At 64.6% G+C, this 12,011-nt stretch carries 11 protein-coding genes; 5 read left to right on the forward strand and 6 right to left on the reverse strand.

Annotation, left to right across the window (positions count from 1 at the left end):
* Positions 1-282, reverse strand: coding sequence for a DUF2218 domain-containing protein (locus QWY79_RS01510; protein ID WP_141320518.1), 282 nt, complete (start codon positions 280-282; stop codon positions 1-3).
* A 338-nt stretch (positions 283-620) separates the two neighbouring features.
* On the opposite strand from QWY79_RS01510, the gene QWY79_RS01515 reads away from it, so the two are divergent.
* The 3 genes from QWY79_RS01515 to QWY79_RS01525 are packed head-to-tail and all read left to right on the forward strand — an operon-like array spanning position 621 to position 3,581.
* Positions 621-1,748, forward strand: a complete 1,128-nt coding sequence (locus QWY79_RS01515) for an ABC transporter substrate-binding protein (protein ID WP_290269210.1) — start codon at positions 621-623, stop codon at positions 1,746-1,748.
* A gap of 1 nt (position 1,749) precedes the next feature.
* Complete coding sequence (locus QWY79_RS01520; protein WP_290269212.1) at positions 1,750-2,838, forward strand: FecCD family ABC transporter permease; 1,089 nt, start codon at positions 1,750-1,752, stop codon at positions 2,836-2,838.
* Complete coding sequence (locus QWY79_RS01525) at positions 2,832-3,581, forward strand: ABC transporter ATP-binding protein (RefSeq protein WP_290269214.1); 750 nt, start codon at positions 2,832-2,834, stop codon at positions 3,579-3,581. Before QWY79_RS01520 ends, QWY79_RS01525 begins: the two co-directional genes overlap by 7 nt.
* Here the strand turns inward: QWY79_RS01525 and QWY79_RS01530 are convergent.
* Together QWY79_RS01530 and QWY79_RS01535 are read right to left on the reverse strand one after the other, a co-directional pair.
* Positions 3,559-4,458 (reverse strand): DMT family transporter, encoded by a 900-nt coding sequence (locus tag QWY79_RS01530; protein WP_290269216.1) that lies wholly within the window; start codon positions 4,456-4,458, stop codon positions 3,559-3,561. The two genes, QWY79_RS01525 and QWY79_RS01530, sit on opposite strands and share 23 nt — an antisense overlap.
* Positions 4,459-4,534: 76 nt before the next feature.
* Positions 4,535-5,512, reverse strand: a complete 978-nt coding sequence (locus tag QWY79_RS01535) for a virulence RhuM family protein/type II toxin-antitoxin system death-on-curing family toxin (RefSeq protein ID WP_290269218.1) — start codon at positions 5,510-5,512, stop codon at positions 4,535-4,537.
* Between the two features lie 389 nt (positions 5,513-5,901).
* Between QWY79_RS01535 and QWY79_RS01540 the strand changes: the two genes are divergently transcribed.
* Positions 5,902-6,081, forward strand: coding sequence for a hypothetical protein (locus tag QWY79_RS01540; RefSeq protein ID WP_290269220.1), 180 nt, complete (start codon positions 5,902-5,904; stop codon positions 6,079-6,081).
* 71 nt (positions 6,082-6,152) lie between these two features.
* On the opposite strand, the gene dnaJ is transcribed toward QWY79_RS01540, so the two are convergent.
* The 3 genes from dnaJ to grpE all read right to left on the reverse strand — a co-directional run bounded on the left by dnaJ (position 6,153) and on the right by grpE (position 10,082).
* Positions 6,153-7,289 (reverse strand): molecular chaperone DnaJ, encoded by a 1,137-nt coding sequence (dnaJ, locus tag QWY79_RS01545; protein WP_141320527.1) that lies wholly within the window; start codon positions 7,287-7,289, stop codon positions 6,153-6,155.
* A gap of 92 nt (positions 7,290-7,381) precedes the next feature.
* Positions 7,382-9,316, reverse strand: coding sequence for a molecular chaperone DnaK (dnaK, locus tag QWY79_RS01550; RefSeq protein WP_290269224.1), 1,935 nt, complete (start codon positions 9,314-9,316; stop codon positions 7,382-7,384).
* A 124-nt stretch (positions 9,317-9,440) separates the two neighbouring features.
* Positions 9,441-10,082: a nucleotide exchange factor GrpE gene (grpE, locus tag QWY79_RS01555; RefSeq protein WP_290269225.1), complete on the reverse strand. Its 642-nt coding sequence runs from the start codon at positions 10,080-10,082 to the stop codon at positions 9,441-9,443.
* A gap of 218 nt (positions 10,083-10,300) precedes the next feature.
* On the opposite strand from grpE, the gene recN reads away from it, so the two are divergent.
* Positions 10,301-11,974 (forward strand): DNA repair protein RecN, encoded by a 1,674-nt coding sequence (gene recN / locus QWY79_RS01560; RefSeq protein ID WP_290269227.1) that lies wholly within the window; start codon positions 10,301-10,303, stop codon positions 11,972-11,974.
* Positions 11,975-12,011 lie beyond the last annotated feature (37 nt).

A 12,011-nucleotide genomic window follows, 5' to 3' on the forward strand; every position in this document is an offset into this window, starting at 1 on the left:
TCAGTTTTCCCAGATGATATCCAGGGATTCCTTGCCCGCCATGCGCTCCAGGTGATTGGCCACGACACCTTCCAGCTGGTCCAGCCCTTCCTCGTCGAGTGCTTCCACCGCCACATGCAGCTTGTCTTCCTCGGCCTGCAGCAGGCAACTGCCATTCTCGAACTGGATTCGGCCCTGTGCCTCCGATTGCTCGACCTCCAGCTTGTGCGCCCAGTGCTTGCACAGCCGGTTGATCAACTGGTCACCGGATTCGGTGAGTACTACTGCTCGCGATATCGGCATGACGACGCTTCCATCATTTCCAGAGAGTTGAAGACCACAGATTATGACGGCACATCATCGAGCGCCACCCTACCTTGGCCGACCCGCATGACCGAAGCGTCATCGCCCGACGAGGCCTCGACAACCCGACGGCATCCCGGCAAAATATTATCATTTGTAAACCCGAATCATACGCAACAAGGGAAACACGACTTGAATCGCCAAGCCGAGTGAAGCACAAGGCGCAACAGCGAGTCAGGCGAGCCTGTGAGCAGCGTGCCACGCAGTGATTGGCATGCACAGGCACTCAAGCAGCGTTTCCCGGAGCCGGCCCTCTTTCAACCCGCGAGCCCCACCCCATGACAGCACCTCTACTCAAGACCCTCGGCAGCCTCGGCCTGCTGATGAGCGCCAGCCTGGCCCAGGCCGACGAGATCACCGTCACCGATGTCGCCGGCCGCGACGTCAGCGTGGAGGCGCCCGTGGACCGCGTGATCCTCGGCGAAGGCCGTCAGATCTACCTGCTCGGCGCCCTGCAGCCGCAGGATCCGTTCGAACACGTGGTGGGCTGGCGCAACGACTTTTCCCAGGCCGACCCGGACAATTACGCCAGCTATGCCGACAAGTTTCCGGAGTTAAAGGACATCCCCACCTTCGGCGGCTTCAAGGATGGCACCTTCGATGTCGAACAGGCGGCCTCGCTGCAGCCGGACGTGGTGTTGATGAACCTCGAGGCCAGGACGGCCACCGAGGACGCCGGCTATGACGACAAGCTGGCCGAGCTGGGCATCCCCATCGTCTACGTCGATTTCCGCGCCGATCCCATCGCGCATACCACCCCCTCGATGCGCCTGATGGGCAAACTGCTCGGCGAGCAAAAGGCAGCCGAGGCCTTCATCGACTACTCCGAGCAGCAGATGGCGCGCGTCACCGAGACCATCGAGAGCGCCGATCCCGAGCGGCCGCGCGTCTTCATCGACCGTGCCGGTGGCTACTCGGAAGACTGCTGCATGAGCTTCGGCCCGGGCAATTTCGGCGAATACGTCGAGCTCGCCGGCGGCACCAATATCGCCCGGGACATCATTCCCGACACCTTCGGCAGCCTGAACCCGGAGCAGATCATCGCCGCCGACCCGCAGCAGGTGGTCGTCACCGGCGGTAACTGGGACGCCTATGTTCCCGGCGGCGACTGGGTGGGCGTCGGCCCGGGCGCCGACATGGACAAGGCCCGGGCCAAACTCGAGGGCCTGACCGAGCGCACCGCCATGACCGGTATCGAGGCCGTCGACAACGACAACTTTCATGCCATCTGGCACCAGTTCTACAACAGCCCCTACTACTTCGTGGCGGTACAGAAGATGGCCAAGTGGTTCCATCCTGACCTGTTCACCGACCTCGACCCCGAAGCCACCATGCAGACGCTGCACGAACGCTTCCTGCCGGTCGACTACGAGCCGGGCTACTGGCTCTCGCTGAAGGATCGCTGAGATGTCGGCCAGCGCCAGTGACAGCCTCGAGCAGCCGGGTGCTCGCCCCGCCTCCGCAGGCCGCGACCATTACCGCCGGCTGGTGCTGCGCCGCCAGCTGATCCTGGCCGGCCTGACGCTCGTGCTGCTCTTTACCCTGTGCGTCGACCTGGCCATGGGGCCGGCACGCTTCAGCCTGGCGGAGGTGGTCGCCGCACTGTTTGACCCGGATGCCGCCAGCCAGCAGGTGCGCGTCATCCTCTGGGAAATCCGCATGCCGGTGGCGCTGATGGCCCTGGTGGTCGGCGCCAGCCTGTCGGTGGCCGGCGCCCAGATGCAGACCATCCTCAGCAACCCGCTGGCCAGCCCCTTCACGCTGGGGATCTCGGCGGGTGCCAGCTTCGGTGCCGCCCTCGCCCTGGCCTTCGGCGTGGCGATCATTCCCGCCGCCATCGACTACGTCATCCCGATCAATGCCTTCGTGATGGCCATGCTCACCGCCTTCGCCATCCATGCGCTGAGCCTCAAGCGCGGCGTGACCATCGAGACCATCGTGCTGCTCGGCATCGCCATGGTCTTCATCTTCAACTCGCTGATGGCGCTGATTCAGTTCTTCGCCAGCCAGCAGGCCGTGTCCGCCGTGGTGTTCTGGACCATGGGCAGCCTGACCAAGGCCACCTGGCCCAAGCTGTGGATCGCGCTGGGGGTGCTGGCCGTGGTCATGCCGCTGCTGGCCCGTCATGGGTGGGCGCTGACCGCCATGCGCCTGGGCGATGCCAAGGCCGAAAGCCTGGGCGTGAAGCCCCGCGGCCTGCGCCTGGAGGTGCTGATACTGGTCTCGTTGCTGGCCGCCATTGCCGTGGCCTTCGTCGGCACCATCGGCTTTATCGGCCTGGTCGGGCCACATATCGCCCGCCTGCTGCTGGGCGAGGATCAGCGCTTCTTCCTGCCGGGAGCCGCCCTCTGTGGTGCCCTGATCCTCTCCGTCGGCTCGGTGCTGTCGAAGGTCATCATTCCGGGCACCATCATCCCGATCGGTATCATCACCTCGCTGGTCGGCATCCCCTTCTTCCTGTTCCTCGTTCTCAACCACAAGAAGGCCTCATGGTAACGCTCACCCTCGACCGGCTGACGGCGAGCTATGGCCGTCGGCCCATCCTCGCCGAGATCACCACGCCGCCCCTCGAGGGCGGGCAGGTGGTCGCCGTGCTCGGCCCCAATGCCGCCGGCAAGTCGACCCTGTTCCGGCGCCTCTTCGGCCTGCTCGCCGGCGGCGGCCAGGTGCACCTCGAAGGCGTCAGCCGCCAGCAGCCCATCGCCTACATGCCTCAGGAAACCGCCGCCAGCGCCGCCCTCACGGTATATGAGGCCGTGTTGCTGGCGCGCATGCAGGGGCGACGCCTGAATGTCGATGACGATGACCTCGCCGCCGTGGATCAGGCCCTGGACGAGCTGGGCATCGCCGCGCTCGGCGAGCGGGATATCGGCGACCTGAGTGGCGGCCAGCGACAGATGGTCAGCGCCGCCCAGGCGCTGGTACAGAACCCGGACATCCTGCTGCTCGACGAGCCGACCTCGGCGCTGGACCTGCACCGCCAGATCCAGCTACTGACGATCCTCCGCCGTCTGGCCAGGGAACGCGGCATGCTGGTGATCGCGGCGCTGCACGATATCGGTCATGCCCTGCGCTTCAGCGATCACGCCATGGTGCTGCAGAACGGCACGCTGATCCGCTGTGGCCCGACCACCGAGGTCGTCACGCCCGAGCTGCTGCACCGGGTCTACCAGGTGAATGCCCGCATCGAGCCCTGCTCGAAGGGACAGCCGCAGCTCATCGTCGAAGAAGCCGTCTGACGCGGTGGCCTTCGAGGGCCGCCAGGGCGGCCCCGCCCAGCACCAGTGGCAGCGCGACAAGAAAACCACTGGACAGCGGCAGGCCGAAGATCAGCAGGTCGGCCAGCACCGGCCAGACCAACGCCACATACTCGAAGGGCGCCAGCCGCGAGACCTCGGTAAAGCGCAGGGCCAGTGTCATGCAGATGTGCGCCGCGCCGCCGAACAACCCGGCCAGGATCAGCAGCGCCAGGGTCTTCCCGGACACCGCCACCCAGCCCAGCGGCAGGGTGGCCAGGCCAGCCAGGGTGGTGACCAGCACGAAGTAGAAGGCAATCGACGCCGCCGACTCGGTACGCGAGATGCGCCTGACCGTGACCATGGCCCCGGCCGTCAGCAAGGCGGCGAGTATGCCCAGCCCATAGCCGATCACCCGCCCGGCCGGCTGCCCCGCCCCCAGATCCGGGACGACCAGTGCCGCGACGCCGCACAGCACCAGGGCAAAAGCCAGGGCGCGATGCAGCGTGAAACGCTCGCTGAGCAGCAGCACACCGCCGATGGCCGTGAAGACCGGCGCCAGTTGCGCCAGCAGCGTCGCCTCGGCCACCGGCAAGCGCGCCACCGCCGCGAAGGACGCGAACATCGCCGCCGCCCCCAGCCCCGAGCGCAGCAGGTGCCCCAGCGGCCGCCGCGTGACCAGGGCCCGCGGAAACTCCCGCCGCCACAGCATGAACACCAGGATCGGCAACAGCGCGAAGGCCGAACGGAAGAAGATCGTCTGCCCCAGCGGCACCTGAGTGCTCACCAGCTTGACGCAGACCATCATGCCGGTGAACAGAATGCCCGACATCAGCCGCAGCAGGATGCCGGCCAGCGGCCGATCCGTGACGTTGTTCATGAATTTCCTGGCCTACGAATTCGAGTAAAAGAGAGTTTGTGTCGTGTATCGACAGGGCTCGTCCAGCGGCCCTTGCCTATTTCAGCAGGACGAAGTGTTCGATCAGCCGGATCATCAGCGCCTTCTGCTCGGGCAGGCTCTCCGCCACCAGCAGCGCCAGGGCCACCAGTGTATTGTCGTTGACCAACTGCTCCACGGGCCGGGCCAGCAGAGGCTGATTCAAGCGCAGATACCACAGGAAGAGGAAGGAACCGGTGCGCTTGTTGCCGTCGGCGAAGGGGTGATTCTTGACCACCAGGTACAGCAGGTGAGCCGCACGGCTGGCCACGTTCGGATAGAACAGCTCGTCGCCGAAGCCCTGCTCGATGGTGGCCAACGCCGAGGCCAACCCGTCTCCGCGTGACCGACCGAACAGCTCGGTGGCCTCCCCCTTGACCATCAGTTCCCGCTTGAGCGCAGCGATGCCTTCGATAGCCGCCTCCAGTGACAGGGGACACATGTCGGACTGGCGTCCGGCCACCTCGGTCAGGCTCTGGTCGTCATAGCCCTGAATCAGGCTCCAGGAGCGGGCATAGTCTTCGATCACCCGCAGCACCGCCTCCCCCTCAGGGGCCACCAGGCCCTGGTTGGCCAGGGTACGCGTGAGCAGCGCCATGGCCTGCTCGAGTTCCACGCCCCGCTCCTCGAGCCGCTGGTGATTCAGGGTGTAGCCCTCCACCAGATGCTGCCTGAGCACCGAGGTCGCCCACTTGCGAAACTGCACGCCTCGCTGGGACTTGATCCGGTAGCCCACGGAGATAATGACATCGAGGTTGAAGTAATCGACCTGGTAGACCTTCCCGTCGGAGGCAGTTGTTGCAAATTTTGCAACAACTGCCTGGCGCTCGAGCTCCCCCTCTCTGAACACATTACGGATGTGGCGCGAGATCACCGACTTATCGCGCTCAAAGAGGGCAACCATCTGGTCCAGGCTAAGCCACACCGTCTCCTGCTGGAGAGACACCTCCAGCGACACGGTCCCGTCGCTGGACTGGAAAATCTGTATCTGCTGCATGCCGATTCCCTGTGGCGTCCTGACAAGCGGGCTCTTGACTCATATAGCAGCCATTTTCTGCAAATGCTGCTGGCGCCAATGTTACCACCATCACTACTCACCCGAGGTGGTAACGTGGCAGTAAAACGAGCGCTACAAAGCGGTGAGTACGAAAAGTTCCCCGACCGGCTCGCCAAGAATGTTCACGAAGCCTCCCAGCAGTATGCCCGCTCCACCGCCTGCCGCCCCCTGGTGCTAGAAGCCTGCGATTAGCGCTGCGCGGCGATTCGACGGCACCGTATAACGTCAGACCACCGTTACTTGGCAGAGGCCGCACACCTGACTCTCTTCGCCGTCGGCCAGAATGAGCACCCGACAAACGGCCTGGCGCTAAGGCAGCGCTGAATAAAATGTACAACAACCTGCTCGCGCCAAGGCCGGATCAGCGCTGGCACGCCAGCCCTGCGGTCGATGCCCTGGTCCCGGACAATCACTGGCTCTGCGATCTGAACGGCACGCCACTGGTCTTGCCTCAGGACCCGCGCTGGCATCCATGCACCGATGGGCGCCTGGAACACCTGCAACGCTGAGTCGGACACAACGAAGCCCCGCCTCCTCGGGGAGTGCGGGGCCTCTGGGTGAAGCGACGGACCGGCGCCCGTTACGGCTTCATGTCCTCGAAGAACTTCTTCACGCCGTCGAAGAAGTTGCTCTTCTTCGGCGAGTGATGGCTGTTGCTGCCGTCCAGGCTGTCCTGGAACTGGCGCAGCAGGTCCTTCTGTTCCTCGCTGAGCTTGACCGGCGTCTCGACCTCGACGCGGCACAGCAGGTCGCCGGCGGGGCCGCCACGCACCGGCTTCACGCCCTTGCCCTTGAGGCGGAACATCTTGCCGGTCTGGGTCTCGGGCGGAATCTTCAGCTTGACCCGGCCATCCAGGGTCGGCACCTCGAGCTCGCCACCCAGGGTGGCATCGACGAAGTTGATCGGCACCTCGCACTGCAGATGACGGCCTTCGCGCTCGAAGATATGGTGCGGCTTGATGGCCACCTGGACGTAGAGATCACCGGGCGGACCACCGTTCATGCCGGCTTCGCCTTCGGCATTGAGGCGAATGCGATCGCCGGTGTCCACGCCGGCCGGAATCTTCACCGACAAGGTGCGGGTCTCGCGCTCGCGGCCTTCACCGTTGCACTTGTGACACGGCACCTTGACGTGCTGACCGCTGCCATGACAGGTCGGGCAGGTCTGCTGCACGGCGAAGAAGCCCTGCTGCATGCGCACCTGACCCATGCCGTGACAGGTCGGGCAGGTCTCCTTGCTGGAGCCCGGCTCGGCACCGTCCCCGTCGCAGCGCTCGCACTCGATATGGCGCGGCACGCGAATATCCACGCTGGTACCGGCGACGGCATCCTCGAGGTCGACCTCGAGGTTGTAGCGCAGATCACTGCCACGCTGCGGGGCATTGGGATTGCGGCGCGCTCCGCCACCTCCGAAGATATCGCCGAAGACATCGCCGAAGATGTCGCTGAAGCCGCCGGCCCCGGCACCGCCGAAGCCGCCACCGGCCTGGCCGTCGACGCCGTCATGACCGAACTGGTCATAGGCCGCGCGCTTCTCGCTGTCCGTCAGGACCTCGTAGGCCTCGGAAACCTCGCGGAACTTCTCCGCCGCGGTATCATCGTCCGGATTACGGTCCGGATGGTATTTCTGTGCCAGGCGACGGTAGGCCTTCTTGATCTCTTTCTGATCGGCCCCGCGCTCGATTCCCAGCACTTCGTAATAGTCACGCTTGGACATCTGTCTGTCCGCCTCCGTAGCGACGCTGCGCAAACACCAACGCGGGAGTCGAGCTCCCGCGCTGGTGTCAGCCGTGATTCAGGCGTCGTGGTTTACTGCTTTTTCTGGTCGTCGTTGACTTCCTCGTACTCGGCGTCGACCACGTCGTCTTCCTGCTTGCCTTCGGCTTGCTCGCCGCTGTCGGCCTGCTGCTGAGCGGCGTCGTCACCCTGCTCGGCGTACATCTTCTGCGCCAGGTTACCGGAGGCTTCGGTCAGCGTATCCAGCTTGGCCTGGATGTCGTCCTTGTCGTCGCCCTTGATGGCTTCCTCGAGTTCGCTGGCCGCGTTCTCGATGGACTGCTTCTCTTCGTCGGTCGCCTTGTCGCCGGCTTCCTCGAGCGTCTTGCGGGCGGCGTGGACCATGCCGTCGGCCTGGTTGCGCAGCTGGACGAGTTCCTCGAACTTCTTGTCCTCTTCGGCATTGGCCTCGGCGTCCTGCACCATCTGCTCGACTTCTTCCTCGGACAGACCACTGGAGGCCTTGATGACGATCGACTGCTCCTTGCCGGTCGCCTTGTCCTTGGCCGAGACGTTGAGGATGCCGTTGGCGTCCAGGTCGAAGGCGACCTCGATCTGCGGCACACCACGCGGTGCCGGCGGAATGTCGGAGAGGTCGAAGCGACCCAGCGACTTGTTGCCGTTGGACTGCTTGCGCTCACCCTGCAGCACGTGGATGGTCACGGCCGTCTGATTGTCATCCGCGGTCGAGAAGGTCTGGGTCTTCTTGGTCGGGATGGTGGTGTTCTTCTCGATCAGCGGCGTCATCACGCCACCCAGGGTCTCGATGCCCAGGGTCAGCGGCGTGACGTCGAGCAGCAGCACGTCCTTCACGTCGCCGCCGAGCACGCCGCCCTGGATGGCAGCACCCACGGCCACGGCTTCGTCCGGGTTGACGTCCTTGCGGGCGTCCTTGCCGAAGAACTCGGTGACCTTGGACTGCACCAGCGGCATGCGCGTCTGGCCGCCGACCAGGATGACGTCATCGATGTCGGAAGCCGACAGCTCGGCATCCGCCAGCGCGGTCTTGCACGGCTTCAGCGAGCGCGCCACCAGGTCTTCGACCAGCGACTCGAGCTTGGCACGCGTGACCTTGACGTTGAGGTGCTTGGGCCCGGTGTTGTCGGCCGTGATGTACGGCAGGTTGACCTCGGTCTGCTGGGCACTGGACAGCTCGATCTTGGCCTTCTCGGCGGCTTCCTTGAGGCGCTGCATGGCCAGGTTGTCGCCGGACAGGTCCATGCCGCTGTCATGCTTGAACTGATCGACCAGATAGTTGATCAACGCCAGGTCGAAGTCTTCACCACCCAGGAAGGTATCGCCATTGGTGGCCAGCACTTCGAACTGGGTCTCGCCGTCGACATCGGCCACTTCGATGATGGAGATATCGAAGGTACCGCCACCCAGGTCATAGACCGCGATGGTCTTGTCGCCACGCGCCTTGTCCATGCCGTAGGCCAGTGCGGCGGCCGTCGGCTCGTTGATGATGCGCTTGACCTCGAGGCCGGCGATGCGACCCGCGTCCTTGGTGGCCTGACGCTGGCTGTCGTTGAAGTAGGCCGGCACGGTGATGACCGCTTCAGTGACCGTCTCGCCCAGGTAGTCCTCGGCGGTCTTCTTCATCTTCTGCAGCACTTCGGCACTGACCTGGGGCGGCGCCAGCTTGTTGCCCTTGACCTCGACCCAGGCATCGCCGTTGTCGGCTTCCGTGATGGTGTAAGGCACCATCTTGATGTCCTTCTGCACGACATCGTCTTCGAAACGACGGCCAATCAAGCGCTTGATGGCATACAGAGTGTTCTGCGGGTTGGTCACCGCCTGGCGCTTGGCCGCCTGACCGACGAGTGTCTCGCCGTCGTCGGTGTAGCCAATGATGGACGGGGTAGTACGAGCGCCTTCGGCGTTCTCGATCACCTTGGCCTGGTCGCCGTCGAGCACGGCAACGCAGGAATTGGTGGTCCCCAGGTCAATACCGATGATGCGTCCCATTAGGAAATCCTCGAAATATCGCTGTTACAAATTCGTTCGTGTGAGGCGGTTACCGCCTTGATGCCATGTATCTGGGGGCCCTCAGCACCTTTTCAAGGGCCCGAAGCGCTTTTTCCGCGCAAAATCATTCGGCGGCCTGACTGACCACGACCATCGCCGGGCGTACCAGGCGGCCGTTGAGCAGATAGCCCTTCTGGATCACTTCCATGACGCTGTTGGGATCCATTTCCGCGTTGGGCACCATGGTCACGGCCTCGTGGTACTGCGGATCGAAGGGTTCACCGGCCGGGTCGACCACCTCGACGCCAAACTTGCCGAGCACATCCAGCTGCAGCTTGAGGGTCATGGAAACCCCCTCGCGATGCACTTCGGTGGCATCCTCGCCCATGGCGTCCAGCGCCTTTTCCAGGCTGTCGACCACCGGCAGCAGTTCCTTGACGAACTTCTCGAGCGCAAACTTGCGTGCCTTCTCGGTCTCCTGCTCGGCACGACGGCGAATGTTCTGCGCCTCGGCCGCCTCGCGCATGGCCTTGTCGTTGGCCTCGGCCAGGCTCTTCTCGAGCTCCTCTACCTTGGCCGCCAGCATCTCGGCCTCGGGGTTGTCGCTGGACTCACCCTCGACCTTCTCCTGTTCAGCGTTCTCGATTGCATCCTCGATGGTATCCTCGAGCTCGCCGTCGACGATTTCCGGCTCCACCTGGGCGTCGGTTTCCGCCTGCTGGCGGGAAAGCTCATCGTCCTGAGGTGTCTGCGGATCTTTGGCCATGTGTGCCTCCTGAATGACAGCTGGCGGGCGGTGCCGCCTGAAGACATGTTGTCGGGTTGAAACGTCGTTGCCAGGTATATGGGGCTGACAGCGCAGAACTCAAGGCACCCCTGCCAACCGATTCGCGGTACGCGTTGTTCGCCGACATGAACTACTGTATAAACACACAAGGCAATGGATGAATAACCAGTGAATTCCAGCGGCACCGGGGAGGCATCATGCTGACAGAGCTTGCCATCAGCGACTTCGCTATCGTCGACCAACTGTCACTCGAATGGGACAGCGGCATGACCGCCATTACCGGCGAGACAGGGGCCGGCAAGTCCATCCTGCTGGGGGCGCTCGGCCTGTGCCTCGGTGAACGAGCGGATACCGGCAGCGTGCGCCATGGCTGCGAACGCGCCGACCTCACCGCCCGCTTCGATGTCTCGGCACTGCCCGGCGCCCGCGCCTGGCTCGAAGCCCGCGAAATGCCCAGTGAGGACTGCCTGCTGCGGCGCGTGGTGACCCGCTCGGGGCGCTCCAAGGCGTGGATCAACGGCCTGCCGGCCACGGTCAGCGACCTCAAGGCACTGGGCAGCCACCTCATCGAGATTCACGGCCAGCATGCCCACCAGGGCCTGATGCGCGAAGACACCCACCTGCAACTGCTCGACGACTTCGCCGGTCACCATGCAGCCATCGCGACACTGGCCGAGACCTATCGCGCCTGGCGTGACGCCCAGCAACGACTCAAGCGCCTCTCGGAGGATGACGACGAGATTCGCGCCCGGCTGCAGCTGTTGCGTTACCAGGTCGAGGAGCTCGACCAGTTGAGCCTGGCCGAGGGCGAGCTGTACGAGCTGGAAACCGAGCAGGAAAACCTGGCCCATGCCGAGGAGCGCCTGCAGGAAGCCCAGTTCGCTGCGCAGTGTTGTGATGGCGACGAGGGCGGCGCTCTGCCGTTGCTGCATCAGGCGGTCAACCGGCTCTCCGCCCTGCCCGGCAGCGAACGCGGCGCCCTGGCCGATGCCCTGAGCATGCTGGGCGACGCCTGCATCCAGGTGGAGGAAGCCGGCCGCGAACTCAACCACTTCGCCTCCAGCGTGGAGCTGGACCCGGAACGCCTGGCCCAGGTCGAACAACGCCTCAGCGAAGTGCACCGCATCGCCCGCAAGCACCAGGTGCCCCCGGAAGAGTTGGTCGCCCTGCACCAGCGTCTATCCGACGAGCTGGCCGAACTCGACGGCGGCGACAACGACCTGGATAGCCTGAGCGCCGAGGTCGAGCGGCTCAAGCAAACCTGGCGGGAGCAGGCCGAAGCCGTCAGCAAGACCCGTCGGAAAGCGGCCAAGCGCTTCGGCAAGGAAGTGCAGGATCAGCTGGCGTTTCTGGCCATGGACAAGGCCAGCTTCGAAGTCGAGCTGACGCCACGTGACACGCCCTCCGCGGAAGGGCTGGAGCGGGCCCGGCTGTTGATCAGTGCCAACCCGGGCCAGCCCGCACGTCCGCTCACCAAGGTGGCCTCGGGCGGCGAGCTGTCACGCATCAGCCTGGCCATTCAGGTGGTGGCCGCGCAGCACTCGACCATTCCCAGCCTGGTCTTCGACGAGGTCGACGTCGGCGTTTCCGGCGCCACCGCGGAAGTCGTCGGCCAGCTGCTGCGGCGGCTGGGCAGCAACGGCCAAGTGATGACCGTCACCCACCTGCCACAGGTCGCCGCCCAGGCTCACCAGCACCTGCATATCGCCAAGCAGGCCGAAGACGACACCACGCTGACGCAGATGGCAGTACTGGATGAAGCCGGCCGCGTCGGCGAACTGGCCCGGATGCTCGGCGGCATGAAGCTCACCGACCAGACCCTGGCCCACGCCCGCGAGATGCTCGACGCCAGCCAGCGCGCGCACCACTGATCCGCCGCGGCCTGCACTCAGGCCCGACTCGACGGCG

It is taken from the genome of Halomonas sabkhae (assembly GCF_030409265.1).
Taxonomy (GTDB): Bacteria; Pseudomonadota; Gammaproteobacteria; order Pseudomonadales; family Halomonadaceae; genus Halomonas; species Halomonas halmophila.

What these genes read in the sequence shown, in the direction of transcription:
- dnaJ (WP_141320527.1), bottom strand. Translation starts at nt 7,289, where the DNA reads ATGTCCAAGCGTGACTATTACGAAGTGCTGGGAATCGAGCGCGGGGCC.
- grpE (WP_290269225.1), bottom strand. Translation starts at nt 10,082, where the DNA reads ATGGCCAAAGATCCGCAGACACCTCAGGACGATGAGCTTTCCCGCCAG.
- recN (WP_290269227.1), top strand. Translation starts at nt 10,301, where the DNA reads ATGCTGACAGAGCTTGCCATCAGCGACTTCGCTATCGTCGACCAACTG.
- QWY79_RS01530 (WP_290269216.1), bottom strand. Translation starts at nt 4,458, where the DNA reads ATGAACAACGTCACGGATCGGCCGCTGGCCGGCATCCTGCTGCGGCTG.
- QWY79_RS01520 (WP_290269212.1), top strand. Translation starts at nt 1,750, where the DNA reads ATGTCGGCCAGCGCCAGTGACAGCCTCGAGCAGCCGGGTGCTCGCCCC.
- QWY79_RS01540 (WP_290269220.1), top strand. Translation starts at nt 5,902, where the DNA reads ATGTACAACAACCTGCTCGCGCCAAGGCCGGATCAGCGCTGGCACGCC.
- QWY79_RS01515 (WP_290269210.1), top strand. Translation starts at nt 621, where the DNA reads ATGACAGCACCTCTACTCAAGACCCTCGGCAGCCTCGGCCTGCTGATG.
- dnaK (WP_290269224.1), bottom strand. Translation starts at nt 9,316, where the DNA reads ATGGGACGCATCATCGGTATTGACCTGGGGACCACCAATTCCTGCGTT.
- QWY79_RS01535 (WP_290269218.1), bottom strand. Translation starts at nt 5,512, where the DNA reads ATGCAGCAGATACAGATTTTCCAGTCCAGCGACGGGACCGTGTCGCTG.
- QWY79_RS01510 (WP_141320518.1), bottom strand. Translation starts at nt 282, where the DNA reads ATGCCGATATCGCGAGCAGTAGTACTCACCGAATCCGGTGACCAGTTG.
- QWY79_RS01525 (WP_290269214.1), top strand. Translation starts at nt 2,832, where the DNA reads ATGGTAACGCTCACCCTCGACCGGCTGACGGCGAGCTATGGCCGTCGG.